This window comes from Spiroplasma endosymbiont of Megaselia nigra (assembly GCF_003987485.1).
In the GTDB taxonomy this organism is placed as follows: Bacteria; Bacillota_I; Bacilli_A; order Mycoplasmatales; family Mycoplasmataceae; genus Spiroplasma.
This window is the reverse complement of the sequence record NZ_RCOO01000003.1, coordinates 1-26180: the sequence shown is the minus strand read 5'-3', so window position 1 is coordinate 26180 and position 26180 is coordinate 1. Positions and strand designations below refer to the sequence as shown.

Here is a 26180-nt window from a genome sequence, read left to right as displayed (position 1 = left end):
TATGTTTTAAATTTTTGTTCTTTTCCTGCCATTAAAAAATGCACCTCCTCTAAAAGTTTAGTAAAGTTCTTTTTTAATTTTACTTACTTTTTGGGGTGCGGTCTTAAATATCTTTTTAAATCTTGTTAATGAATATTTATGATACCAAAAATTGTTGGAATTGAGAATTTTACTTTCCTAAGATCAATTATAATACTTCTTTGGAGAGCATAAAATGGAATCTTTTTTCTTGAAAATGGTATAGTTTGGCAAATTACGCTTTATTTACGATAAAGTTAAAATGAAAATCTTTTCCTTAATGGTAAAATAAGGAAGAATTTACTTTAAAATAGGAGGATTTTATGGCAATTATCTTAGAAGCCAAAGCTATTAGCAAAAAATACCATCAAAAATTTGTTTTAAAAGATGTTAATTTAATAATCCATCAACATGAAAAAATTGGTTTAATTGGTGCTAATGGAAGTGGCAAAACAACATTAAGCGAGATTATTGCTGGTGTGCGAAAGCCTAATAATGGTGAAATTATTTATCAACCAAATTTAACCATTGGAATGCAGTTTCAAAATTCCCAATACCCACCTGGGTTAACAATAATGGATATGATTAAATATTATTGTAAAGTATTTCAGTTATCTTTCCAGCAGGATAAAATTAAACAATTAATTAGCACTTATCAGTTAACAGAAGTTGCTAAAAAAAAGATTGTTAAATTATCAGGAGGTCAGCAACAGCGATTAAACATTTTATTGTCAGTTATTCATCAGCCACAATTAGTAATTTTGGATGAAGTTTCAACTGGCTTAGATATTGCAGTTAAAGAAACTATTTTTCAATTTTTAGAACAAAATATTATTACTAATCAACGAGCAATGTTGCTCGTATCACACAATATGGAAGAAATTGAACGTTTTTGTGAGCGGGTTATTTATTTATCATCAGGAAAAATTAAAGCTGATTTAGCAGTAACTGATATTCTTCAAAAGTATGGTAGTGTCTTTAACCATACAAAAGAGATGTTTGAAAATGAACAAAATAAAGACTCTTAATTAAAAGAGTCTTTATTTTTATTAGCACTTTGATTGTAGTCTTCGGTAATTGCGTTAGCTGCGTTAATCTTATTTTCCAAATTTGGATGAATTTTTAATAAACTTCGAAAAATGATATCAGATATTAAAATTTGAACAATTTTAGAAGATAATGCTGGAAAACGCTCATTTTCTTTTGCATGAACTTCAAATAAAATTTTATGTTTAATTTTATATAATTGATCAATGTTAGGATTATTAGTAACTAAAGACACATCAATGTTCAGCTTATTTGCTAAATTAATAATATTAACAACTTCATTTGTCTTTCCTGATTTACTAAAAATAATAATTAAATCATCGGGTTCGGCATTTGAAAGAGTAACCATTAACGAATGAATGTTTTCTGTTGTATAACAGTTATAACCAATCATATTAAGGTTACTATGTAACACCCGGCAAGCAAGAAAAGATGCACCAATGCCAAAGGCGAAAATTCGCTTTTTAATAACAATATCATTAATTATGCGGTCTAAGACTTCTAAATCAATATTGTCAATTGTTTCGTGGATACTATAAGAATAATAGACACGCATATTGTTAGCGATATCTTTTAAATTCATGGTTTCATTAGTTTCGTAATTTTTGTTTAGAAAATTTAATCGTTCATAAATATGCATTTGTAATTCTTTAATATTTTTAAATCCTAAGTGTTTTGCCATTCGGGTAATAGTTGATTCACTAACATAGTAAGCTTTTGATAATTCAGTTATTGTTTTACTAGTAAATAGCACAGGATTTTGAATAATTTGTTCAATAACTGATAGTTCAGTATCAGTCAAAGTATTTTTATCATATGTTAACAGAGACAACATAGAAACTCCTTTCATCAACCTCACCATGAAAATTATTTTCATAATATCAACTAATTCTATTTTACAACAAAGTGGAAAATAATTTGTTAATTTAATAAAAAATGCAAATTATGTATATTTTTAGCAAAATTATTATATAATATAACTATAAAATAATGAAAATTTATATAAAAATCCAAATGTAAAGCAGTTATTTTAATAGAAGGAATAAAAAAGACAATGATGTTAAGTTTATCGCCACAACATATTTCCTATTTATCAATTTTAATTTTTGGAATTATTTTGGGGACAATATTTTTAATTATTTGAATTTTCCAAAAGAAACGATTAGTTAATAGCGGAGATTATTATTCTAAAAATAATAAAAATTTAGATTTATGAAATTATATTAAACGTAATATTGCGTTATATAGTGCTTTTTTTTGTTATGTTATTAGTATTTCCGCTCTTTTTTTATTGGTTTTATAAAATTATCATTATTTTAAAAAAAATAAAAGAACTTTACTTTGTAATATTTAACCTAACTTTAAGTTAGTTAAATTCTATAGTTATTTAGAAAATATTAATTTATTATTTTAAAAGGAGAAATCAAAAATGAGTGAGAAAGCCAAGCTTAAACCTTTTATGTCAAAGGCTTGATGAAAACAATCAAATCAAATGACAATGGGGACTTTAAGTAAATTAAGTAAAGCATTTCTGTTACCAATTGCTTTGTTACCAATTGCTGGAATATTCTTAGGAATTGGTGCGACTATTTCATCAAAAGTTGATCCTGCTTCAGCAGCTTGATACTTTGGAAATTTTTTAAATAAAATGGGAGATATTGCCTTTGGTAATTTGCCAGTATTATTTTGTATTTCTGTTGCAATGGCCTATACGGAGGATGCTGGAGTAGCAGCATTGACCTCAGTGGTCGGGTTTTTAGTTTTTAATGCAATTCAGTTGTCATTATTAAATGAGGCACATGCTCATATTCAATATGTTGTTAATATTGAGGGTGGTGTTTCATCAATTATGGGATTAACTGTTGATGGTGTAACATCAGCCAGTCCAACTTTACTAACGGGTGAACAATTATTGGAATGAATGAGAACCAGTGATATTTATAAAGAATTAGTGAAGGGGAATGTTACTGTCAAAATTGTTAGTTCAGCACGAGTAACTGATCAATTTAACTTGTTATTTTACACTGGTCAAACATGAGCAGTTCAAAATAAATTATTAACTTCTAATTTAGGAATTAATTCATTAAATACTGGTGTTTTTGGAGGGATTTTTGTTGGAGCGATTGCGGCTTTCGCTTATAATCGTTTTCATAAAACACATTTACCCTCAGCGTTAAGTTTTTTTAGTGGGACAAAATTAGTTCCAATTATTATTTTTATGGCAGTAATTCCATTAGCTTTTATTTTTATGATTATTTGACCATTAATTGGAACTGGGCTAGCATGATTTGGAAATAACTCAGGAAAATTACCAGTAGGGTTAGATTCTTTAATCTTTGAGATTTTTGAGCGATCATTAGTGCCATTTGGGCTACATCATGTGTTTTATTCACCATTATGATGAACACAAGCCGGGGGAAGTATGGCAGATTTAATCGCTAATGTTTCAAAAGACCCTTTAAGTTATATGGCTTTTCTTAAAGATTTACAAGGAGCTGGTTATATTGATGCTAATATTGATTTAAGTACAATTACAGTTGGAGCAGCACAAGCAGGAATTACTAGTTGATTATCAAAACTAAATGCTTCAACAATAGCGGCAGTTGGTGATCAAACAATTATGTATAAAGTTATTGCTGATCCAAAAATTACCTTTACAATGGTTCAACATATGGGGTTAAATTTAGGACGATTCCAAACTGGGAAGTTCCCATTTATGATGTTTGGATTACCAGCAGCAGCAGCAGGAATGTACTTTAGTGTTCCAAAAGAAAATCGAAAACAAGTAATGGGAATTTACTTTTCAGCAGCCTTTACTTGCTTCTTAACAGGAATTACAGAACCAATTGAATTTACTTTCTTATTTGTAGCACCATGGTTATTTTATGGTGTTCATATGCCATTATGTGCAATTTCATTTATGTTAATGGGATTATTACATGTGCATACATCAATGACCGTTTCAGGTGGATTTATTGACTTTATTGTCTTTGGTATTATTCCATTTGTTGGTGGAAAAGGAACAAACTTCTATTGAATTCTTGCAGTTGGAATTCCATATATTGGAATTTATTTTGCAGCTTTCTACTTCGCAATTAAATATGGGAAAGTTCAAATTCCTGGTCGTGATGGTATCACAAAACTATATACTAAAGCTGATTTTAAAGCAAAAAAAGGTACTAATGAAACAACTTCATTACCCCCAGCAAAGGGTGATGCGGCAAAAAGAGAAAAAGCACGTAAAATTATTGAATTTTTAGGTGGTGCTGATAATATTACGGCAGTTGACTCATGTGCATCACGTTTACGAATTACAGTTGTTGATAGTAAACTTGTCAATCAAGATGGAATTAAAGGATTAGGTGGCAGCACCGGAATGCTTATTCGTGGTCAATCGGTTCAAATTATTTATGGTGGAGAACAAGAAGTAATTAAACCGTATATACGTGAATTATTATCTGAAATGCGTAATAATAAAGAGACAGCGAATTTAAATTCAAAACAGGGTTAAAATTAAATAGATATCAAAAAAACATTAATTTTTTAATTAATGTTTTTTTTGTCTATTTTAACAAATGCTATTTTGTGATAAAATTATAGTGTATAAAAATGGAGTAGAAAATAATGACATCAATTTTTGGATATCCAAAAGAGGAATTACAATTATATTTATTTGCGCATGGTTTTAAGAAGTATTTAGCAGAGCAAATCTTTGATTGAATATATGTCAAAAACATATATTCTTTTGATGAAATGACAAATATTTCTAAAACTGATCGTAATAAATTACAAGAATACTATACGATTGAGCCATTAAAAATTGTTGTTCAACAACAGTCAAAAGATGGAACAGTAAAGTTTTTGTTTCAGTTAGCAGATGGTTATAAAATTGAAACAGTTTTAATGCCTCAAAGTTATGGTAATTCTGTTTGTGTTACAACACAAGTTGGTTGTAATATGGCGTGCACTTTTTGTGCCTCAGGACTATTAAAAAAAACCCGGAATTTATCAACTGCCGAAATTGTTCAACAAGTTATGATGGTTAATCGTTATTTAGCAACAACAAATGAACGTGTAAGCCATGTTGTTGTAATGGGAATTGGCGAACCATTTGATAATTTTGATAATACGCTTAAGTTTGTCAACATTATTAATGACTCAAAAGGTTATCAAATTGGTGCGCGCCATATTACAATTTCTACTTGTGGGTTAGTTCCAAAAATTAAACAATTTGCAGAATTAAAGACCCAAGTTAATTTAGCAATTTCATTACATGCTCCAAATAATACGATTCGTAATCAATTAATGCCAATTAATAAAGCTTATCCAGTAGAAAAATTAATGGATGCAGTTCGTTATTATATTGAGTTAACTAATCGGCGTGTTACTTTTGAGTATATTTTAATTGAGAATGTTAATGATAGTCGTGAAACAGCATTAGAATTAGCAAAGTTAATTCGAGGATTAAATGCTTATGTTAATTTAATTCCTTATAATACAGTTGCAGAAAATGGATATCAACGCAGTACAAAAATTAATCAATTTTTTGAAACTTTACAACAGCAAAAAATTAATTGTATTGTTCGTCGTGAATTTGGGCACGATATTGATGCTGCTTGTGGTCAATTACGAGCTAAAAATGAAGGGATTATTAGAAAATAATTATGCAAATACGGTTTGGATACAAAACTGATATTGGTGCTTATCGTAGTAGTAATCAAGATTACTTTGATTTTGCCAATAATAGTTTTAACAATTATATTGCCATTGTTTGTGATGGGATGGGTGGTCATCAACATGGCGAAGTTGCCAGTAAAATGGCTGTTGATAGTTTGGTGGAACATTTTAAACGGACAAATTTTAATCATTTGTCTGATGAAGAAATTAATAAATGGTTTCGTCAAACAATTTTAGCAATTCAACAGGAAATGGTTACTTATGCTCAAATTTATCCTGATACAAGTGATATGGGAACAACAGTTGTTGCTGCCTTAATTGCTAATGGAAAAGTATATGTTATTAATATTGGTGATTCACGGTTATATAAATTACATCATGATAAAATTTATCAAATTACTACTGACCAAAATATGGAAAATTCAACAGAATATCGAGAAAAACAAGAATTAGAATTTCAAGGTCAATATAAAAAACAATATAATATGCATACTTTTTGAAAAGTATTAACAAGTGCTTTAGGACCAACAAAGAATTTAAAAATTGATACTTATGTTATTGAAGATATTAAAGGACAGTATTTATTAACCACCGATGGAATTCATGATTATGTTGATGAAATTGATTTAATTGAAACATTAAAATCAGCAAATAAATTAAACGATAAGGTTAAAATTTTAATTGATCGGGCATTAGAAAATCTATCAACTGATAATTTAACCGGAATTGTTTTTGAAATAACAGATTAAAGCACTGTTATTTTTATTTGTTGTTTTTTTCTTCTTAGTTTTTTGTGTTATGATGTTTACAAGTTAAAATAATAAGGTAAAAGGGTGCAGAAAATGGAACAAATCACAATTGGAACAGTGTTACACAATCGTTATCATGTTTTAGCTAAAATTGCAGATGGTGGTATGGCTGAAGTTTTTGAAGGATATGATATGTTATTAAAGCGGCATGTTGCAATTAAAATTATGACATTAACATTATCAAAAAATAAAGAAGCAGTAGAACGTTTTAATAAAGAATATAATTCAATTGCGCAGTTTTCCCATAATAATGTTGTTAAAGTTTATGGTTCATTTCAGGCGTATGATCGTCATTGTTTAGTTTTGGAATTAGTTAAAGGTTATACTTTGAAAGATCGTTTACTAACATTAGGTCCTTGCACTGTTAAAGAATTATTATATTTTTTTGATGAAATTAATTTAGCTATTACGGAAGCTCATCATAATGATATTATTCATCGTGATATTAAACCAGAAAATATTTTGATTTCATATGATGGTAAAATCAAGGTTGCTGATTTTGGTGTTGCAATTTTAGAAAATAGTGAAGATTTAGAATGTGGCAAAATCATTGGAACATCAAAATATATGGCACCAGAAATTGTTCAATCAAAACCAGCAACAAAACGCAGTGATATTTATGCTTTAGGCATTATGTTATATGAGTTAGCGATTGGGATGGCTCCTTTTGTTGGAAAAAATCCAACTTTTGTTGCAGTTAAACATGTTAAAGAATTGCCACTACGACCACGGTTAGTAAATCCCTTAATCCCACAAAGTTTAGAAAATGTTATTTTAAAAGCAATTGCGAAAGATCCTAGTGAGCGGTTTCAGACAGTGGTAGATTTTAATACTAGTTTACAAGCAATTGAAACATCAGAACATCGATCGGAAAAACCTTTAAAGTTATCAAATATGTTTGAAGTAAAAGGTAAGCAGTGTAAGCTTTATGATCGGTATTATTCTTATCCATGATTTTTAAGAATTAAGGTTGCTTGATGATTTAGTTTCTTACCAGTTTGTTTCATTATTGCCTTAGTTTGTCTTTGCTTGTTTTTACCAGGGTAGAATAATATGCATCAAACAGGAATGATTATTCGCATTGTTAGCGAGTTTTGTTATGTTAAAAATGATATTGACCATCAAATTTATGCTTGCAAAGCAAAAGGATTATTTCGTCATCAAGAAATTAAACCAGTTGTTGGTGATTATGTTCAATTTGAAATTCAAAATGACAAGCAAGGAATTATTTATCAAATTGAACCGCGTAAAAATGAATTATACCGGCCACGAATTGCTAATGTTGATCAAGTTATTATTATTACAGCAATGGCAGAACCGGATTTTAATTCATATTTATTAAATAAATATTTAGCATTTATTGAATACAAAAGTTTAAAACCAGTTATTGTTTTTACTAAAAAAGATTTATTGAAAACAGATGAACTTTATCAAAAATATTTTAACTGATATCCAAAGTTAGGTTATGAAGTTTATTTTATTAGTAATAAAAAAGATGATAAAAAAGTATGACAACAATTTGAACAACTTTTTCAGAATAAAATCACAGTGTTAACTGGGCAAACTGGTAGTGGGAAATCATCAACTCTAAATACGCTATTACAAGCAGAGATAATTAAAACGCAAGAAATTTCTAAAGCATTAGGCCGCGGAAAACATACAACGACAGCTAGTGCATTATATGAGTTATTAGATGGAATGATTGCTGATACACCAGGTTTTTCAACATTTGATTTAAGAGATTATGAAAAAGGAGGATTAGCCCGCTCTTATCATTTATTTAATCAATATGCTAATGAATGTAAGTTTCGAACTTGCTTGCATTTACATGAGCCACATTGCAAAATAAAAGCATTAGTTCAAGCAGATGTTATTCCACAATTTTTTTATAATGATTATGTTCGCATTATGCAAGAACAATAGAAAGAGGTAATGATGAAAAAATATTTTGTTGCACCAAGTGTTTTAAGTGCAAATTATTTAATCCTACAAGAAGAGTTAGCAGCAATTAAGAAAGCGGGTGCTCAATGAATTCATTTTGATGTAATGGATGGTGATTTTGTACCAAATTTAACTTTTGGTCCAAAGATTTTAGCTGATATTACTAGTTATAGTGATTTATATCTTGATTGTCACTTAATGGTTAAAATTAAAAATAGTAGTGTTGAAAATTACTTGCTGTCTTTTATTAAAGCAGGTGCATCAGCAATTACTTTGCATTATGAAGCATTAACTGAACCACAATTAACTGAATTTTTAAGTTTACGAACAAAATTAAACATAAAAATTGGGTTAGCAATTAAACCATCAACTCCAGTTGAAATTATTTACCCGTATTTAAATTGTCTTGACCTAGTCTTAGTAATGACAGTAGAACCTGGTTTTGGTGGTCAAGCTTTTATTCCAGCAGCAGCAGCAAAGATTAAAGTTTTACGACATTATCTTGATCAAAATAATGGCAAAACACTAATTGAAGTTGATGGGGGAATTAATGCTGAAACTGCAACCCTTTGTAAACAATATGGGGTTGATGTGTTAGTGGCGGGTAGTTATTTATTTGGCCATGTTGATTTAGCAGCAAGGTTGAAAGGATTATTAGCAGATGAAAGCAAATAAAGTTTTAATTGTTTGTTCAGAAACAAATTTAGATTTACAGCAGTATCAAGATTATTATAAAATTGGTGTGGAACGAGGTGCCTTAGATTTAATTAAAACTTTTGATACTTTTGATCTTTTTTGTTGTGACCAAGATAGTTTAACAACAACAGAAGCAAAACTAATTACTAGTAAAGCAAAAGAGTTATTAATAGTTTCCCAAATTAAAGATTATATTGATGGTGAATTAGCCTTACAAGAAGCGTTAAAATTAAAACCACAAGAAATTATTTTTATTGCACAAGGTAATCGCTTTGATATGGAGTTGAGTTGTTTTAACTTTATTTATCGCTATAATATTATTTTTATGAATGATAATACTTATGCTTATTTATTAAAACCAGGAATGAATGAAGTTTATCAAAAGGCAGGTTATCGTTATTTTTCATTATTTAGTTTGCAAGCAGCAACTGTGACAATTAGTAATTTAAAATATAATGCTAACCAATTAAAATTGTCAGAATTATCGCCTAATGCAGTTAGTAATGAATTTCTTACGTCAGTCGGGAATATTGATGTTTTAACAGGACAAGTTGTTGCAATTTATAGTAAATAAATTATAGTAAATAAAAATCGGTTTTTAAAACCGATTATTTTTTGCTTTAAAATTTGGTACCCATGATCGGGCTCGAACCGATACGAATTTCTTCGGTAGATTTTGAGTCTACTGCGTCTGCCAATTCCGCCACATGGGCATTTGTACCTTTTTAATTTTATCGTATTTTAGAGAAAAAGGAAGCATAAATTTTAAAATTTATGCTTCCTTTTTTTATTATTTTGTGACTGTGTCCTTGAACTTTATTTATTGCGCAATTTGACCTTTACGCTTTAATGTTTTTAAAGTTCTTGTTGCAACACGTAATGTTTTAACTTCACCATCAACAACAATGCTTACTTTTTGTAAATTAACATTTCATTTACGACGAGTTGCATTTAACGCGTGTGAACGTTTGTTTCCTGATAAAGCGCTTTTACCAGTAATTTCACATTTTCTTGCCATAATTTCACTCCTTTATATCTACATACTATAAAATAATAACTAATTTTTAAATTAAAAGCAAGTATAAATATAATTTTTATGAAAACCTTTAGTTTTTGCTAAATTTAAATTAAAAAATGAATAAAATTATTGTTAAGAGTGTCATCCATCTTTATCTTATCTTGAATTTTCTTCAACTTGTGTTACCTGTTCTGGTTGATTTTCTTGTTGGTTCATATTTTTTACTTGTTTGTTAATTGCAATAATACTCTTTTTTTTGTAAATCTGTTAAATGTGGTTTGGGAGGAACAGGTGGTTTGCTTTTTTGATTGTCTTGTGCTTGAATCGCACTTGGTCCTGGTTGTGATTATAAATTTAATAATTCTTGATTAGATAATTTTAAACGTGGTGGTTTTGCAATTGGATTTATTTTTGATTTAGGTAAATATCATTGGGTATTTTTTTGTGCATCAATTATTGCTTTGTCTGTATTTAATACAAAGTTATTAAGTTTAGTTCTTAAATTTTGATAAGTACCACGAATTGTTTCAATAATTTCTTTTCTATTTGGAATAATTTCTTCATTTTTATGTTGAAAATGAGGAAAAATTACTTCTTTATATAATTCATTTGCAACATTTTTAATATCTGATAATTCTTCTAAATTTATTGTTTCTTTTAGATTTTTATCTTTTTTTTTATTTTAAGATATTTATTTTCTAACTTGTTAAAATCTTTTAATAGTGTTTTAAAATCACTATCCACTTTATCTAAATTAAATAAAAATTTTATTTTGTTCATATGTTAAGACTGCACCCCAAAAAGTAAGTAAAATTAAAAAAGAACTTTACTAAACTTTTAGAGGAGGTGCACTTTAGTTTACACCTTTTTTATTGTACAGTAACGTTATTTACTAATTAAAATAGTCATACACTACTTATTTATAATAATTCATTTTATTAAAAAATAATATTTTTTATAATATCGTAAGTTATTTTATAATTGAAAATTGTTTAGTTACTTAGTATTTAGTAAATATTTTACTTAATGATTGAATTTTAAAAGGTGGTAATTAAATTTAATTTATAGTAAGATTACATCTAGGGGGGAAAATGTTATGATTGAAATGACAGTACGAAAAACAAGTGAACAAGGGAATAATCATTATTCTTTTACTCAAACTTTATCATTTGATAATACAATTGGAGGAAAACGTAATCAAGAATCATTAAACCATAGTATTGCTCATGCAATAGATTCTTTAAGAGTACAACATGGATTTTCTTGAGAGGATATTAATGAATGTATTAAAATTAAAAATGTTTCAGAAAAAAAAGAAATTAATACAAAAGACTTTGTTTTAAAATATCAAGAATTAATATTAGCGGAAGAGAAGACATTAGAGAAACTTGTTAGTCCTAGTCATATGTTAACAAATATTGATGATTTTTTTAAATAATTTTAAATGGGAAAGACAACGAAAAGTTAACAATTTAATTAAGAAAATATAATAAATTTATTGCTTTATTATATTTTCTAGTTATAATTAATAATGTTAATTTAGTTTAGTGGTGATTTTTATGATTGAAAAAATTAATGTAGTTAAAATTGCAGATTTAGTTCATGCAGCAGTAATTACAGTTCCTGGGGTCGCTGGATTCGCAAAGGTTGATGATACTGAAAATAATGAAGATAATGTGATAATGCTACTTAAAGATTACTCACAGTGAATTAAATTGAGACAAGATGGTAGTAATTTTTATATAGATATCTTTATTATTTTGCTAGAAAGAGTAAATATTAAAGATATTGCCCGAGAAATACAAATTAGGATTAAATATGAATTAGAAAAACTGTATATTTATTCGAACGATATTATGATTTATGTGAATGTAAATATTCAAGACTTATTAATTTAGGTAGGAAATTTATTAAAATGAGATATTTGAATGATGCAAGATTTACAGTTATATCACTTAGGAGAACTAAAAAAGGGAAATTAATTGATGAAAAATGTAAAGGTGATAGAAATGGAATTTAATGCAAAATCTTTTAAAGATTCACTGATCAGCGGTTATAATAATTTATATAATTTTTATCCAGAAATTGATAAATTAAATGTTTTTCCAGTTCCTGATGGCGATACGGGAACAAATATGAATTTAACGATGACTAATGCTGTTAAGGAAATTAATGAACTCAATTCGGAGTCAATTAGTAAGGTTGCTGATTTTTTTGCACGCGGCTTAATTATGGGAGCTCGTGGTAATTCAGGTGTTATTTTGTCACAGATCTTTCGTGGTTTTGCCAATGGTTTAAAAGAATTTGATGAATTAAATTTTGATTCAGTTAAAGCAGGAATTTCACAAGCAAATGAGGTTGCTTATAAAGCGGTAATGAAACCGGTTGAAGGAACAATTTTAACTGTAATTCGTGAAACTGCGGAACATGTTTCAACATTAGAAAAAGAAATTCCTGTTCCAGAGTTATTCCAAAAAATTGTTGATTTTGCAACTGAGTCATTGAATCATACTCCGGAGTTACTGCCAGTTTTAAAAGAAGTTGGTGTTGTTGATTCAGGTGGTTTTGGTTTAGTAAAAATATTTGAAGGCATTACAGAATATTGAAAAACAGGAAAAATTGTGCCACAACGAAAAAAACAGTTTGAAAATACTGGTGAAAATGTTGTTATGGATTTACAAAATGAAGAATTTGGTTATTGTACTGAAACAATTGTAATGTTAGATCATAAGCATATTAATAAAATTAATGTAATGCAAATTCGCCAAACATTAGAAGATCAAGGTGGAAAATCAATTATTGCAGTTGTTGATAATGATATTTTAAAAGTTCATGTCCATACTTTACTTCCTGGTTATATTTTAACTTTTTTACAACAACATGGTGAGTTTAAGAATATTAAAATTGAAAATATGAATTTACAAGCAGCCAAACATGTTAAAACAATTAAAATTGATCGGCAATTGAAAAATCCGGCCGCTATTATTGCTGTCACACCATCAAATGGCATTGCTAATTTTTTCAAAACTGATTTAAATATTCAATTTACAGTTAATTGTGGAGCATCAATGAATCCATCAACGGATGATTATTTAAGTGCAATTGAAGCAGTTGATGCGGTTGATGTCTTTATTTTACCAAACAATAGTAACGCAATTTTAGCAGCGCAACAAGCAGCAAAAGTTGAACGTAAGTCCAATGTCTATGTTGTGCCAACAACATCAATTCAAGAAGGAATGGTAGCAGCTTTATCATTTGAACCTGGAGAGACACCGAAAAAGATTTATTCAACATTAAAAGCAAGTCTTAAAAATGTGACAAGCTTGTCAATTACTGTTTCAGCAAAAACAACTTCAATTGATGGTGTTAAAATTAACGAAGGAGAATATATGGGAATTATGAATAAAAAAATTATTTGTTCATTTCCAACCTTATCACAAACAATGAAATACTTGTTTGACCGAGCAATTACAAAATCAACAGAAATTGTTACAATTTTTGCTGGTGAAGAAGCAGAAACAAGCGATATTAATGCAATTCGAAAATATTTAGATGAAAGTTTTGGTGTTGAATATGAATTTATTGATGGTGATCAAACATTATACCCGTTTTTAATTGCTGTAGAATAAATAAAAATAATAGAATGAATTTAAGTTTTTTATTTATTTATCTTGAAATGAATTATGAATATGATAATATAGTAGGGGTTTAGATTTTATGGCACTATAGCCAAGGTGGCTAAGGCATGGGACTGCAACTCCCCGATCGTCGGTTCGAATCCGACTAGTGCCTCCATTTAAATCTGTTCAACATTTAAATACTGCTTTATTTCTTATGCGCCCATAGATCAATTGGATAGATCGTTTGACTACGGATCAAAAGGTTGAGGGTTCGAATCCTTCTGGGCGCGCCATTTATTTAAATGTTATTTTTTTTCGGAAAGTAGCTTAGCTTGGTAGAGCACTCGGTTTGGGACCGAGGGGTCGCAGGTTCGAATCCTGTCTTTCCGACCATTTTTTATAAGAATTTTGGGCCCGTAGCTCAGTTGGGAGAGCACCTGCCTTGCACGCAGGGGGTCGACGGTTCGATCCCGTTCGGGTCCACCATTAACTTTAGTAAAGCAATTAAACTTGATATGGCGGGATAGCTCAGCTGGTTAGAGCGCTCGGCTCATACCCGGGAGGTCAAGAGTTCAAGTCTCTTTCTCGCTACCATGGACCCTTAGCTCAGTTGGTTAGAGCATCCGGCTCATAACCGGATGGTCACTGGTTCAAGTCCAGTAGGGTCCACCATTTATTATTTAGTTGCTTTCCAACCATTTTTTGGAAGATTACCCAAGTCTGGTTGAAGGGATCGGTCTTGAAAACCGACAGGCGGTGAAAGCCGCGCGGGGGTTCGAATCCCTCATCTTCCGCCATTTTTTTTAAAAAAAACTTGCAATTAAAAGTTAAGTTATGATAGTATTAAAACTGTGGGGTGGAGCAGTGGTAGCTCGTTGGGCTCATAACCCAAAGGTCGCAGGTTCAAGTCCTGCCCCCGCAACCAATGGTCTTGTAGTGAAGTGGTTATCATGCCTCTCTGTCACAGAGGAGATCGCGGGTTCAAGTCCCGTCAAGACCGCCAATCGTGGTTCAGTAGCTCAGTTGGTAGAGCATTTGATTGAAGCTCAAAGTGTCGGCAGTTCAATTCTGTCCTGAACCACCATTGAATTTAGTTAAAAATAACCCTAGACTCTAAATTAATCGTAGATTAGTTTAGAGTTTTTTATTTTTGTTATATAATTAATAAAGGTGATGGGAATGTTTTCAAGATTGACAAAAGATATAACCTTTTATTTAAAACGTGAAGAATGAAAGTTTGCGTTAAATGAAGACAATTTTAAATATAAACCACGCTTTGTCTTAGACCGTTATCAGAAAAAGATGGGAACTGAGAATTTCCGTAATTTTAAATATTGAATTTTTAAACGTTGAATTTTAAAAAATTTTGCTTATACCCAAGATTTTATTCATCGGTTTTATAAATATCAACTGAAATTAGATTTAGTGCTAACTGGTCGTGAACAAGAGTTTATTTATAATGTTGAAGAAGTTAATTTTACATTATGACGTCCCCTAAAAGTTTTACCAGTGGCATTTGATTTACAACCAAAGGAAAAGTGCCATTTTAAAAATAATGCTGTTAATATTCATCTTTTTACAACCCATAAAGATATTAAGTTTTTTTGTAAGGGTGTTCTATTAATTACTAATAAGCGGTTTATTATTGATGGTTTAGATAAGAATAATAATAAGAAAGTAGTTCAGTTTAATTTAACAGATATTTCAAATGTTGAATTTATTGATATTGGTGTTAAAATTACGGTTGGAAAGCAAACTTATTTGATTCGGGAGAATAATCATATGTTAATTTTAGCATTGCTTTATCGTTGCTTGGGGCATAAGAAAGTTACCTTTGATATTAAAAAACTACCACTAAATTTTAAGTTTTAAGATAGAAAGATGAGAAAGACAAAATGATTTTAAAAAATGCAAAAATAATTTGTGAAGAAGAAGTAATTTCAAATGGATTAATTGAAATTAAAGATAATAAAATTGTTAAAATTACAGCAGGTCATACTGACCAAGGAGGTTATGATTTACAACAAGCAATTATTATGCCCGGGTTTATTGACTGTCATGTGCATGGTGGATATGGTGAAGATACTGAAAAAGGCACAATTGCTAGTTTTCAAAAATTTGCTCAAGCAGTACCACAAGAAGGAATTACCAAATATTGCCAAGCAATTATTACTGGCAGTGATGATACTTTAACAAAAATTTTAACGGTATATCAATATTATATGAAAAATTATAATAAGGGCCCGCAAGCACGACAAATTGGTGCCCATTTAAAAGGACCTTTTATTTCCCATAATTTTAAAGGTGCACATGATGAAACATTATTACAAGAACCAAACATTCACCTGTTAGAAAAATGAATAGAAGCTTCAAGTAATAACATTCGGATTGTCACATATGCGCCTGAAGAAGAAAATGGTACTTTTACAAAGTTTTTATTATAACATCAAATTTTACCATCAATTGGACATTCAAATGCAACATATGATTTAGTCGCAAAACGAGTAGCAATGGGAGTCCACCATGTAACACACTTATATAATGCTATTAGCAAATATAATCATCGTCAGCCTGGTGTTGTTCCTGCTGCATTAAATTTTGATGAAATTTTATGTGAATTAATTAGTGATGAAATTCATATTAATCCAAACATCATTAATTTAACTTATAAAATTAAAGGAGCAAAAGGAATTTGCTTAGTAACTGATGCAATGCTTGCAAAAGGATTACCTGATGGTGAATATCAATTTGGGCCATTGCCAGTTGTTAAAACTGGACAACAAGTTGTCATTAAAGGCACAACTACGATTGCGGGGTAAGTTGCAACATATGATTATTGTGTTCGTAATTTTCAGCATTTTACTAATTGTTCATTCCAAGATTTAGCATTAGTTACTAGTACTAATATTGCTAAACAATTAGGAATTTATTCAACGACTGATTCAATCGCTGTTGGTAAATTAGCAGATTTAGTTGTGTTAGATGCTGACTTAAAAGTTTTAATGACCTTATGTGAAGGTGAAATTGCTTATTCACAACATCATTTAACACAAAAATAGAAATTTGTTTTAATAAATTATAAAACAATAGGGAGGAATAAAAAATGAAATTAATTATTGTTGAAGATAAAAATGCAATTGGGAAAGTTGTTGGACAAATTTTTGTAAATTATGTGCAGCAAAATCCAAAAGTTGTTTTTGGTTTAGCAACTGGTTCATAACCAGAAACAACTTATCAATATATTATTGAAGATTATAAAAAAAATAAGACAGACTGAAGTAAAGTAACAACTTTTAACTTAGATGAATACATTGTTTTAGAACCAAGCCACCCACAAAGTTATCGTTACTTTATGAATGAAAAATTATTTAATCACTTAAATATTAATAAAAAGCATACTTATGTACCATTAGGGACAGGTGATTATATTGCTTATGCGAAAGAATATGATAATTTAATTGCAAAAGCATGGGGAATTGACTTACAATTATTAGGTCTTGGTACTAATGGGCATGTTGGTTTTAATGAACCACCAGCAGATTTTAATTCTTTAACAGGTGTTGTTGATTTAGTTCCTTCAACAATTGAAGCTAATGCTCGTTTTTTTACTTCACCAGGTGATGTTCCCCAGCAAGCAGTGTCAACGGGCATTAAATCAATTTTAAATGCAAAAAAAAATTATTTTAATTGCTAATGGTACAAATAAAGCACACGCGATTAAGCAACTAGTTGAAGGTGAAATTAGTAACTTATGACCTTGTACAGCTTTGCAAATGCATCAAGATGTTACTGTTGTAGTTGATAAAGCAGCGGCTGGATTATTACAAACACGAGGAATTAATCTTAGTTAAAAATGAATTGAAAGAAAATTTAATAATTTTAACAAAAACCTTTTTTGTTCAAAGAAATACTTTTTTAGCAGAAGTATAACAATATCAGTGAGAAAAATTGGACCCAGTAATTATTCAAAAGAGTTTTTTATTAAATTTTTTTTTTTTTTTGAGTGATACAATTTAAGTACTATTTACTAACTAGATAATAATTAAAACACGCTCTTAATTTTAAGATTGGGGGTATGCTCTATGACTGAAATTGAACAATTATTATCACAGTCATATGCTGAATGCGTTAATTATTTATTAAAAAAATATGGGCCAGTTGTAAAAGATTACTTTTCTGATTTTGATTGTACTAAAAAGACAAATGGAATCACGCAGGGAAATGAAGGCTTATATATTCATCATATTGATGAAGATAAAGCAATTATGTTATCAACTCCGACATATGCAAAGAAAAATCCATTTGATTATCAAAAAGCTGATCATTTAGTCTATTGCAATTTATTAGAACATTTAGTTTTACATATTAAAATTGTTTAATATCCAAATCCAGCCCAAAATCCGGGTGAAACCTGTGGGGTAGGCGGAATCTATAATTATAGTGTTCCTGAATTAAATGATATTTATAGTGGAATTGTTTATAAACAAGCTTGAAAACAAAAAGTGACAGAAATTATTTTGCCACTTAAAAATGATTATTTTAAATGCATCAAACAACTAGTAAATCTTAATTTTGATTATGCTTTACTAAAATCTTTTAATACTAAATATGGTTTGTGAAGTAATGATAAAAATAAACAAATCTATAAAAGATTGAAAAAACTAGGAGTAACAAGCTAATATGTAAAACTTTAATAAATAAAAAAACATCTCTTTTGAGATGTTTTTTAAACTAAACGGTTGTATCATTCAACAATTAGTGCTTCATTAATATTGCTATTTAGTTCTTCACGAAGAGGGAAACGAACATATGTTCCTGTCATTTTAGTTTTATCAAATTTAACAAATTCTAATGTACTAACTTGACTATCTAAACTTTCTAAAATCTTAACATTTTTTTGTGAACTTTCTTTTACACTAATCACATCACCAGGTTTACAATTATACGATGGAATATCAACTTTCTTCCCATTAACAAGAATATGAGCGTGATTTACTAATTGACGAGCTCCCGCTCTTGTTTGTGATAGTCCCATACGATGCACAATGTTATCTAAACGTGATTCTAACATAATTAAGAAGTTTGTTCCGGCAATCCCTTTCATTTTTTTTGATTTACTGTAAGTGTTACGGAATTGACGTTCTGTTAAACCATACATATAACAAACTTTTTGTTTTTCATGTAATTGTAATCCATAGTTTGATAATTTTGAACGACGTTTTCCATTTTGACCAGGTGGTGTTGTTCTTTTTTTCCCTTTTGAAAACTCTTTGTCGTTTTCTAAGATACTAAAACCATATCTTCTTGCTTTTTTAAATATACTTCCACGATAACGTGCCATTAAAAAAACCTCCTATATATCATTATGACATACAAAAAGATTCATTGAATTGCTCTAATAAAGGAAGTTTTTTGCTTCGCCCTAACAGCTAGGGTTACTTTAACATTAAATCTTAATTAATAAAAAACTAAGAACATTACTATGCAATTTTGCTGCTTCTCTGTGTTGTCTAGGGAATATTGTATAATAAAATCAAGGATAATTCAATATTTTTTTTCTAATTTTTAATGTAATATCTTTTGCAAGTGCTATAATTCAATTGATATATAGTAATGGGGGCTAGGCAAAATGGAAAATATTATTAATAATCCAATTAAATTAACATTATTAATTTTATTTTTTGTCTGCTTGTTACTATTAATAATAACAGTAGTATTGTGAGGGCAAAAGCGTTATTTAAAAACAATTGAAATTAAAGTTTTACAAAAATTTGATATTTTAAAACGATTACCGTTAAAACATAAAATTTTTCGGATTTCTGAAATTGCTCGTTATAATAATCGCTATGCAAAAGACTTGATTATCTGACGAACAAAGTATGAAATTATTTATGAGAAAAAATTAATAAGTTGTTTAGAAGTATTTCGTAAATTATATCAAATTAATAAAACAATATCCAAGAAAATGACGAAAGTAGCAGTACAAAAAATTATTCCGTTGTTAAAAGAATTAACTTTATTGGAAGAAGAAGCTCGTCGGTTATTAGATGAAATTAACAGCCAATTGCGAATTGAATTATTACAACGAGATTATATTTTGGCACATAAGAAAATGTTTAATTCATTGTTAGAAGATGCAGTTAAATTGCAAATGAATGTATCTTTAGATTCTAAAAAAATTAGTGATTTTGAACGAAATATTGAAATTATGTTTGATGAATTTGAAGATTATTTAACAGCGGGTGATTTTGTTAAAACAGAACAAATTTTATCCAATATTACTACCTCCTTAACTATTTTTGTTGAAATTTTAGACAATATTCCACAAATTAAAACCTTGTTAACAAAAGTGGTTCCAAATAAACTTTCTTTATTAAAAGATAAATATGTTCTTTTCAATAAAGATGAAGGTAGTCGTGATTTATTAAAGTATAGTTTTGATGAATTAACCAAAAAGATTGATGAAACTAAAATTTTAATTTCTAAATATATTGATAACTTGCAATATAAAAAAGCAACCAAGAAAACAATTGAAATTATTAATCAAATTAGTGATTTTGATCAAAGTATTGAACATCAAAAAGCAATTATTTCATGTTTTAAAAAATATTATCAAGTTGTAATTGATTATATTAATAAAATTGAACGGAGTTTTAATGCAATTTCTCGACAAATTGAGGCATTACGTAGTTCATCAACATTAACGGCACATGAAGAAGGCATTTATCGTGAAGCAATGGGAAAAACAAAGGATTTAACATATGATACTAACCGCTTAGTCTTAGAAATTAATCGTAATGGTCGCCATTATGTTAATTTTAATCAAGAATTAGTACATTTATTAGAAAATGCTGTTGTAACCCAAGAAGCATTAGAAAATGTTGTAAAGATTATTGAAAAACGTAATTTTGCAGAAACTGAAATTCGAAAAACAATTCATTTGTTAGAAGTGGTTTTGTTACAAGCTGAAGTTCGCTTAAATCAATTACAATATAAAAAATTATTAACAAAATATGAAAAAGCAATTAGTGATTATCGACAATCCTTGGAAAAAATTAAACGAATATCATTTGATGTTAATAATCCTAGTGAAGTTGATGAAGTAACAGGTAAACTAAATCGTTTGAAAACAGAAGTTTTAAAATTGTTTGAAAAAATTAAAAATAATATTTTATTAGATTTATTATCACAAGAAACATTAGTTTATGCACAAAAATTTATTTTAACAAATGATGATGTTGATGACCAGTTACGTAATGCTCAGATTGCTTATCGCGATGGTGATTATGATGGCTCATTATTTTTAGCGTTAAAAATTATTCATGAAGAACAAGGAAAAATATAGAAAATGGAGTATAAAATGAATTTTGATGTAATATTAATTCGTTATGGAGAATTAACAACCAAAGGGAAAAACCGTAATGATTTTACAAGAGTTTTAGTTAATAATATTAAAACAAAATTAACAAAATATGAAAATCAATATCAAATTAAAAAAGAATTTGATCGTTTATTTATTGAACTATTAGATGCAACGGTTAGTATGGAAATTGTTAACATTGTTAAAAATGTTTTTGGTTCATCATCTTTATCATTAGCCAAAAAAGTTGCTTGTGATTTATCAGAGATTGCTAATTGTGCAATTAATATCGTAAATTATTATCAACCAGCAACTTTTAAATTAGAAGTGCGCCGAAATGATAAGACTTTTCCACTGACATCAACGGAAATTAAGCAACAATTAGCACCAAAAGTATTACAACAACCAAAGGTTAAAGTTGATGTTCATCAACCAGTTTTGCAAATTGATGTTGAAGTACGCCGAACATTTACATATGTTTTTGTTAATAAGATTAAAACAATTGGTGGTTTACCAGTTGGAATATCTGGACGAGGATTAGTAATGTTATCAGGAGGAATTGATTCACCAGTTGCAGCTTTTTTAACAATGAAACGGGGAATGAATATTGAATATTTACATTTTGCAACACCGCCACATACGACAGAAGAAGCATTACAAAAGGTTAAAACTTTAGTTCAAAAATTAAATTATTACGCTGGTCAAAATCAGCAACGATTGCATGTGGTTAATTTTTCAATGTTACAACATGAATTAATGCATATTCCTGATGCTAGTTATCGAATTATTATTATGCGAAGAATGTTTTATCGTATTGCTAATTTATTAGCTAAAGATTTAAAATGTCAGGCAATTATTACTGGAGAATCATTAGGACAAGTTGCTTCTCAAACAATTGAAAGTATTAATACAATCAATGATGTTTCTACATTGCCGATTTTGTGGCCAGTATTGTGTTTTGATAAAAATGAAATTATTGATATTGCAAAACAAATTGATACTTATCAAACATCAATTTTACCGTTTGAAGATTGTTGTAGTTTATTTGTTCCAAAGAATCCTGTTACAAAACCATGTTTAAAACAAGCAGAATTTCAAGAAAATAATTTAATGTGAACAGAAATTATTGATGTTATAATTAAAAAAAATATAACAACATATGTGGTTGGTAAGGATGTAATTTATGAAGAAGAAAACTAGTTTTTTTCAAAAAAAGAAAGAAGTAGCAAAACAATTAGTTAATGAATCTGAATTACAAAAAGCAGAACAATCACGAACAAACTTATTAGAAGAAACAATATTAATTGATGAAGAATTTTCAATTATTCGTGATGTTAAAGATGAAGATATTAAAATAATAAATATGAAGAAAGAACAAAATTCTTTTTATAATGAAAATGCAATTGATTTAGAAAAAGAATTATTAAAAGAAATGGTTCCAAAGAAAAAAGCCCGTTTATGACGTTATTTAGTTTTTGGGATCTTAGCGCTTTTAATTGTAATTATGATCATTATTATTGCAATTAAATTATAAAATTAGGCCACAATTGTGGTTTTTATTTTCTTTTTCGCTACAATGATAGGAGAGTGAGGTAGCAATGATGACAATTCCCCATTTAAATGTTCGAACAAGTTATAGTTTATTATCATCTTTAATTACTTTTGATAAATATTTTAATTATGCTATGACAACTAATTTATCATCATTGGCAATTTGTGATAATAATATGTTTGGGGTTTATGAATTTCACCAGCTTTGTCAAAAAAATAAAATTAAACCAATTATTGGCTTAAATGTTATTATTTTCTTGAATAATATTCCTTATAATATGAATTTATTTGCTCGTAATCAAAATGGTTATTTTAATTTAGTTGAAATTTCATCTTTAATAATGATTAATGCTGAACATAAGCAAAATGTAACATTAGAGGAAATTAGTAAGTTTTTAACAACAGATGTTAAGATTATTATTAATTATACAACAGATAATTATCAACCTGAGTTATATCAAACGCTAAGAAAAATTTTAAAAGTTGGAACGGATTTATATTTAGGTATTAATAATGGGAATTTATCGTTGTTAGAGTCGTTGCAAGCATTAGTTGCAAATGAACAAATTATTTGAAATAATAAAGTACAATATTTTACAAGTGAAGATTTTACTGCTTATAAAGTTGTTGATACAATTAAAACACAAACTTTATTTAAAGAAAGTAAGATGAAAGATTTATATGATTGAGTTTCACCATCCCCCCTTTATCAACAATATTTTGACAATATTAAAACATTTATTACGACAATTGATGTTTTTCCTTTGCATAAAGGGACTATTTTTGATAATTTATTACGTTATCCAACCCCAGAGGGGCAGACCGTACAGCAGTTTTTACAAGAAATTTGTCAAACAGCTTTAAAACAAAAAAAAATTAATGGTTCTAAAACAACATATCTGCAACGATTAACTTATGAATTAACGGTGATTAATAAAATGGATTTTAATGATTATTTTTTAATTGTATGAGATTATGTTCGTTATGCAAAACAACAAAATATTTTTGTTGGTCCCGGCCGCGGTAGTGCTGCTGGTAGTCTTGTTAGTTATTTATTAAATATTACAACAATTGATCCAATTGCTTATAATTTACTTTTTGAACGATTTTTAAATCCAGAGCGAAAAAGTTTACCAGATATTGATATTGATTTTGAAGATGATAAACGAGAAATGGTTGTTGAATATTTATTTGAAAAATATGGTAGTGAACATGTTGCCCATATTATTACTTTCCAAACAATTGGGATGAAAATGGCAATTCGAGATATTTGTCGAATTTTTGATATCGCAATTGAAGAAGCAGATAAAATGAGCAAAGCAGTTCCATTAGAATATAATTATCATTATGAAGAAGCAATTAATGCTAATCCTCTTTTTGAAATTTATCAGAAGAAATATCCCCAAGTGTTTTTGCATTTAAAAAAAATTATTGGTTTACCACGTCAAACAGGGACCCATGCAGCAGGTGTTGTTTTAACACAACAACGCTTACAAACAATTATTCCAATTAAAGAAGGCTATAATGGAATTTATCAAACACAATATTCAATGAATTATTTAGAAGAATTGGGAATTCTAAAAATGGATTTATTAGGATTACGAAATTTAACAATTTTACATGATGTGATTGATAATATTTACCAAGAAACAAAAGTAAAATTAGATGTTGACACCTTACCATTAAATGACCAAAAAACTTATCAATTATTAGCGCAAGGGGATACAAAAGGGATTTTTCAATTAGAATCACCAGGGATGACGAAGGTTTTAGTTGATATGGTTCCAGACCAATTAGAAGATATTGTTGCAACGTCTTCGTTATATCGTCCTGGTCCACAAGATAATATTCCTTTGTTTATTAAACGAAAAAAAAATTTGGCAAAAGTTACCTATATTGATGAACGTCTAGCTGAAATTTTAGCACCAACTTATGGCATTATTGTTTATCAAGAGCAAGTTATGCTAATTGCTCAAAAAGTTGCTAATTTTTCACTAGCTAAAGCTGATGTGCTTCGTCGTGCAATGGGGAAAAAAGATGCATCAATTATGAGCCAAATGAAAACTGAATTTATTGAAGAGGCTGTTAAAAATCATTATGTTGAAAAAATAGCACAAGAAATTTGAGAATTAATTTATAAATTTGCTGCCTATGGGTTTAATCGGAGCCATGCAGTTGCATATTCATTGTTAGGTTATCAAATGGCCTATTTAAAAGCAAATTATCCTTCCCAGTTTTTAGCTAGTTTATTGACACATGTTATTGGGGATGAACATAAAACAAATGATTATATTGCTTTAGCAAAAAAGAATCATTTAACAATTGTGCCACCAAATATTAATGCTCCATATCGACAGTATCATACAATTGATAATCAAATTTGTGTTCCATTATTAATTATTAAACAAATTGGTTTTGCTTTTTTTAATAAAATTGCCCAAGAGTATCAAACTAATAGGATGTTTATGGATTTATATGATTTGTTTATTCGTTTATATAAGAAAGGCTTAAATCGAAAAACTTATGAGGCATTATGTTTTTCTGGAGCATTAGATGTTTTTAAGCTGAACCGGATTACCTTATTTAATAATTACCATCGGATTCTTACTTATATTGAGTTGATTAAAACGCAAGAAGAGAATGAAAATTTAGTTGTTGATTTTTCATTAGCTGAAAAACCAGAACTAGTAATTGAACCAAACGATGAAGTTATATGTCTAGAAAAAGAATATGAATTTTTAGGATTTTATTTATCGAATCATCCATTAAAATATATTCGTGAAAAAGCAGGGTACCAAGATAAAACAACATTAATTAGTAATTTGCGTTTAAGTTTAGGATCAACAAATATTTTAGTTCTCGTGAAGCGAGTAAAAGTAATTACTGATAAAAACAACAATAAAATGGCATTCTTAGATTGTTATGATGAAAGTGGCGAAATTAGTATTACTGCTTTTGCTGGTATTTATAAAGATTATTCTAATTTGTTAAAAACTAATAATGTCTTATTATTAAATATTAAGTTAGGAACATATAATAATAAAATTAATGGGATTATTAATCGCATTAAATTTATTAGTGGGGAGCAAGAATAAATGTTTATTGAAGTTATTGCAAGAAACTACGAAGAATGCCAAATTATTGAACAAGCTGGAAATATTGACCGAATTGAATTATGTGCTGATTTATCGCGCGCGCGGGTTAACACCATCTTATGCAGTTATTCAAGAATGTACTGAACGAATTAAAGTTCCTATTCGGGTAATTGTTCGTCACCGTGATGCTGATTTTTATTGTCCGGCTGATGAATATTTTCAACTTAAAAAAGATATTACTAAAAGACTGCACCCCAAAAAGTAAGTAAAATTAAAAAAGAACTTTACTAAACTTTTAGAGGAGGTGCATTTTTTAATGGCAGGAAAAGAACAAAAATTTAAAACATA

At 28.7% G+C, this 26180-nt stretch carries 27 protein-coding genes, 11 tRNA genes and 1 pseudogene; 35 read left to right on the top strand and 4 right to left on the bottom strand.

Features of this window, described 5'->3' with window-relative positions; translation table 4 throughout:
• Nucleotides 1-341 precede the first annotated feature (341 nt).
• Nucleotides 342-1046, top strand: a complete 705-nt coding sequence (locus D9R21_RS00590) for an ABC transporter ATP-binding protein (RefSeq protein WP_126820646.1) — start codon at nucleotides 342-344, stop codon at nucleotides 1044-1046.
• On the opposite strand, the gene D9R21_RS00585 is transcribed toward D9R21_RS00590, so the two are convergent.
• Nucleotides 1043-1915 carry a MurR/RpiR family transcriptional regulator gene (locus D9R21_RS00585; RefSeq protein WP_241568613.1) on the bottom strand — a complete coding sequence of 291 codons (873 nt, stop codon included), beginning with the start codon at nucleotides 1913-1915 and terminating at the stop codon, nucleotides 1043-1045. The genes D9R21_RS00590 and D9R21_RS00585 overlap by 4 nt on opposite strands.
• Nucleotides 1916-2119: 204 nt before the next feature.
• Here D9R21_RS00585 and D9R21_RS00580 point away from each other — a divergent pair, with 204 nt between their 5' ends.
• The 8 genes from D9R21_RS00580 to D9R21_RS00545 all read left to right on the top strand — a co-directional run bounded on the left by D9R21_RS00580 (nucleotide 2120) and on the right by D9R21_RS00545 (nucleotide 9762).
• Nucleotides 2120-2368: a hypothetical protein gene (locus D9R21_RS00580; RefSeq protein WP_126820645.1), complete on the top strand. Its 249-nt coding sequence runs from the start codon at nucleotides 2120-2122 to the stop codon at nucleotides 2366-2368.
• Nucleotides 2369-2494: 126 nt separating this feature from the next.
• On the top strand, nucleotides 2495-4576 hold the full coding sequence (locus D9R21_RS00575) for a PTS transporter subunit EIIC (protein ID WP_126820644.1): 2082 nt from the start codon (nucleotides 2495-2497) through the stop codon (nucleotides 4574-4576).
• Nucleotides 4577-4689: 113 nt separating this feature from the next.
• Nucleotides 4690-5727 (top strand): 23S rRNA (adenine(2503)-C(2))-methyltransferase RlmN, encoded by a 1038-nt coding sequence (gene rlmN, locus D9R21_RS00570; protein WP_126820643.1) that lies wholly within the window; start codon nucleotides 4690-4692, stop codon nucleotides 5725-5727.
• A 2-nt stretch (nucleotides 5728-5729) separates the two neighbouring features.
• Nucleotides 5730-6491, top strand: a complete 762-nt coding sequence (locus D9R21_RS00565; RefSeq protein WP_126820642.1) for a PP2C family protein-serine/threonine phosphatase — start codon at nucleotides 5730-5732, stop codon at nucleotides 6489-6491.
• Between the two features lie 93 nt (nucleotides 6492-6584).
• Nucleotides 6585-7598, top strand: a complete 1014-nt coding sequence (locus tag D9R21_RS00560) for a protein kinase domain-containing protein (RefSeq protein ID WP_126820641.1) — start codon at nucleotides 6585-6587, stop codon at nucleotides 7596-7598.
• Between the two features lie 6 nt (nucleotides 7599-7604).
• Nucleotides 7605-8474, top strand: coding sequence for a ribosome small subunit-dependent GTPase A (gene rsgA / locus D9R21_RS00555; RefSeq protein ID WP_126820640.1), 870 nt, complete (start codon nucleotides 7605-7607; stop codon nucleotides 8472-8474).
• A 12-nt stretch (nucleotides 8475-8486) separates the two neighbouring features.
• A complete protein-coding gene (gene rpe / locus D9R21_RS00550; protein WP_126820639.1) occupies nucleotides 8487-9167 on the top strand; it encodes a ribulose-phosphate 3-epimerase in 681 nt (226 codons plus the stop codon).
• Nucleotides 9154-9762 (top strand): thiamine diphosphokinase, encoded by a 609-nt coding sequence (locus D9R21_RS00545; protein WP_126820638.1) that lies wholly within the window; start codon nucleotides 9154-9156, stop codon nucleotides 9760-9762. The genes rpe and D9R21_RS00545 overlap by 14 nt, the downstream gene beginning before the upstream one ends.
• Nucleotides 9763-9816: 54 nt before the next feature.
• Here D9R21_RS00545 and D9R21_RS00540 read toward each other — a convergent pair.
• Nucleotides 9817-9901: transfer RNA gene (locus D9R21_RS00540), tRNA-Leu, on the bottom strand.
• 107 nt (nucleotides 9902-10008) lie between these two features.
• Nucleotides 10009-10206, bottom strand: coding sequence for a 50S ribosomal protein L28 (rpmB, locus tag D9R21_RS00535; RefSeq protein ID WP_114565312.1), 198 nt, complete (start codon nucleotides 10204-10206; stop codon nucleotides 10009-10011).
• Between the two features lie 296 nt (nucleotides 10207-10502).
• Here rpmB and D9R21_RS07905 point away from each other — a divergent pair, with 296 nt between their 5' ends.
• The 21 genes and pseudogenes from D9R21_RS07905 to D9R21_RS08000 all read left to right on the top strand — a co-directional run bounded on the left by D9R21_RS07905 (nucleotide 10503) and on the right by D9R21_RS08000 (nucleotide 18205).
• Nucleotides 10503-10718, top strand: coding sequence for a hypothetical protein (locus tag D9R21_RS07905; protein ID WP_196234362.1), 216 nt, complete (start codon nucleotides 10503-10505; stop codon nucleotides 10716-10718).
• A 584-nt stretch (nucleotides 10719-11302) separates the two neighbouring features.
• Nucleotides 11303-11644, top strand: a complete 342-nt coding sequence (locus D9R21_RS00525; RefSeq protein ID WP_126820637.1) for a hypothetical protein — start codon at nucleotides 11303-11305, stop codon at nucleotides 11642-11644.
• Nucleotides 11645-11765: 121 nt separating this feature from the next.
• Nucleotides 11766-12104: an Asp23/Gls24 family envelope stress response protein gene (locus tag D9R21_RS00520; RefSeq protein ID WP_126820636.1), complete on the top strand. Its 339-nt coding sequence runs from the start codon at nucleotides 11766-11768 to the stop codon at nucleotides 12102-12104.
• 111 nt (nucleotides 12105-12215) lie between these two features.
• Nucleotides 12216-13835, top strand: coding sequence for a DAK2 domain-containing protein (locus tag D9R21_RS00515; protein WP_126820648.1), 1620 nt, complete (start codon nucleotides 12216-12218; stop codon nucleotides 13833-13835).
• Nucleotides 13836-13925: 90 nt separating this feature from the next.
• Nucleotides 13926-14001, top strand: a tRNA-Cys gene (locus tag D9R21_RS00510).
• 41 nt (nucleotides 14002-14042) lie between these two features.
• Nucleotides 14043-14119: transfer RNA gene (locus tag D9R21_RS00505), tRNA-Arg, on the top strand.
• A 23-nt stretch (nucleotides 14120-14142) separates the two neighbouring features.
• Nucleotides 14143-14219, top strand: a tRNA-Pro gene (locus D9R21_RS00500).
• A 17-nt stretch (nucleotides 14220-14236) separates the two neighbouring features.
• Nucleotides 14237-14312: transfer RNA gene (locus tag D9R21_RS00495), tRNA-Ala, on the top strand.
• Between the two features lie 31 nt (nucleotides 14313-14343).
• A tRNA-Met gene (locus tag D9R21_RS00490) sits at nucleotides 14344-14420 on the top strand.
• Nucleotide 14421: 1 nt separating this feature from the next.
• Nucleotides 14422-14498: transfer RNA gene (locus tag D9R21_RS00485), tRNA-Ile, on the top strand.
• A 32-nt stretch (nucleotides 14499-14530) separates the two neighbouring features.
• Nucleotides 14531-14623, top strand: a tRNA-Ser gene (locus D9R21_RS00480).
• Nucleotides 14624-14676: 53 nt separating this feature from the next.
• A tRNA-Met gene (locus tag D9R21_RS00475) sits at nucleotides 14677-14751 on the top strand.
• Between the two features lie 2 nt (nucleotides 14752-14753).
• Nucleotides 14754-14829: transfer RNA gene (locus D9R21_RS00470), tRNA-Asp, on the top strand.
• Nucleotides 14830-14834: 5 nt separating this feature from the next.
• A tRNA-Phe gene (locus D9R21_RS00465) sits at nucleotides 14835-14910 on the top strand.
• A gap of 95 nt (nucleotides 14911-15005) precedes the next feature.
• Nucleotides 15006-15698 (top strand): hypothetical protein, encoded by a 693-nt coding sequence (locus tag D9R21_RS00460; protein ID WP_126820635.1) that lies wholly within the window; start codon nucleotides 15006-15008, stop codon nucleotides 15696-15698.
• A 23-nt stretch (nucleotides 15699-15721) separates the two neighbouring features.
• The gene (locus tag D9R21_RS08025; protein ID WP_241568611.1) at nucleotides 15722-16270 is read left to right on the top strand and encodes an amidohydrolase family protein; all 549 of its coding nucleotides are present in this window, start codon (nucleotides 15722-15724) and stop codon (nucleotides 16268-16270) included.
• A gap of 66 nt (nucleotides 16271-16336) precedes the next feature.
• Nucleotides 16337-16645 carry a hypothetical protein gene (locus D9R21_RS08020; RefSeq protein WP_241568610.1) on the top strand — a complete coding sequence of 103 codons (309 nt, stop codon included), beginning with the start codon at nucleotides 16337-16339 and terminating at the stop codon, nucleotides 16643-16645.
• A gap of 51 nt (nucleotides 16646-16696) precedes the next feature.
• Nucleotides 16697-16885: pseudogene (locus D9R21_RS08015) on the top strand (amidohydrolase family protein); the annotation flags it as partial.
• Between the two features lie 182 nt (nucleotides 16886-17067).
• Nucleotides 17068-17520, top strand: coding sequence for a glucosamine-6-phosphate deaminase (locus tag D9R21_RS08010; protein ID WP_334199030.1), 453 nt, complete (start codon nucleotides 17068-17070; stop codon nucleotides 17518-17520).
• Nucleotides 17492-17677 carry a sugar phosphate isomerase family gene (locus D9R21_RS08005; protein WP_241568609.1) on the top strand — a complete coding sequence of 62 codons (186 nt, stop codon included), beginning with the start codon at nucleotides 17492-17494 and terminating at the stop codon, nucleotides 17675-17677. Before D9R21_RS08010 ends, D9R21_RS08005 begins: the two co-directional genes overlap by 29 nt.
• Nucleotides 17678-17908: 231 nt before the next feature.
• Complete coding sequence (locus D9R21_RS08000) at nucleotides 17909-18205, top strand: hypothetical protein (protein ID WP_241568608.1); 297 nt, start codon at nucleotides 17909-17911, stop codon at nucleotides 18203-18205.
• A gap of 347 nt (nucleotides 18206-18552) precedes the next feature.
• Here D9R21_RS08000 and rpsD read toward each other — a convergent pair whose 3' ends face one another.
• On the bottom strand, nucleotides 18553-19167 hold the full coding sequence (gene rpsD / locus D9R21_RS00440; RefSeq protein ID WP_126820634.1) for a 30S ribosomal protein S4: 615 nt from the start codon (nucleotides 19165-19167) through the stop codon (nucleotides 18553-18555).
• A gap of 288 nt (nucleotides 19168-19455) precedes the next feature.
• Between rpsD and D9R21_RS00435 the strand changes: the two genes are divergently transcribed.
• From D9R21_RS00435 to D9R21_RS00415, 5 genes are all read left to right on the top strand, one after another.
• A complete protein-coding gene (locus D9R21_RS00435) occupies nucleotides 19456-21171 on the top strand; it encodes a septation ring formation regulator EzrA (RefSeq protein ID WP_126820633.1) in 1716 nt (571 codons plus the stop codon).
• A 15-nt stretch (nucleotides 21172-21186) separates the two neighbouring features.
• Nucleotides 21187-22386: a tRNA uracil 4-sulfurtransferase ThiI gene (gene thiI, locus D9R21_RS00430; RefSeq protein WP_126820632.1), complete on the top strand. Its 1200-nt coding sequence runs from the start codon at nucleotides 21187-21189 to the stop codon at nucleotides 22384-22386.
• The gene (locus D9R21_RS00425; RefSeq protein WP_126820631.1) at nucleotides 22370-22720 is read left to right on the top strand and encodes a hypothetical protein; all 351 of its coding nucleotides are present in this window, start codon (nucleotides 22370-22372) and stop codon (nucleotides 22718-22720) included. Before thiI ends, D9R21_RS00425 begins: the two co-directional genes overlap by 17 nt.
• Before the next feature lie 64 nt (nucleotides 22721-22784).
• Entirely contained in the window at nucleotides 22785-25832 is a 3048-nt protein-coding gene (locus D9R21_RS00420; RefSeq protein ID WP_241568607.1) for a DNA polymerase III subunit alpha, read from the top strand.
• Nucleotides 25833-25914: 82 nt separating this feature from the next.
• Complete coding sequence (locus D9R21_RS00415; protein ID WP_241568606.1) at nucleotides 25915-26097, top strand: copper homeostasis protein CutC; 183 nt, start codon at nucleotides 25915-25917, stop codon at nucleotides 26095-26097.
• The last annotated feature ends 83 nt before the right edge of the window (nucleotides 26098-26180 follow it).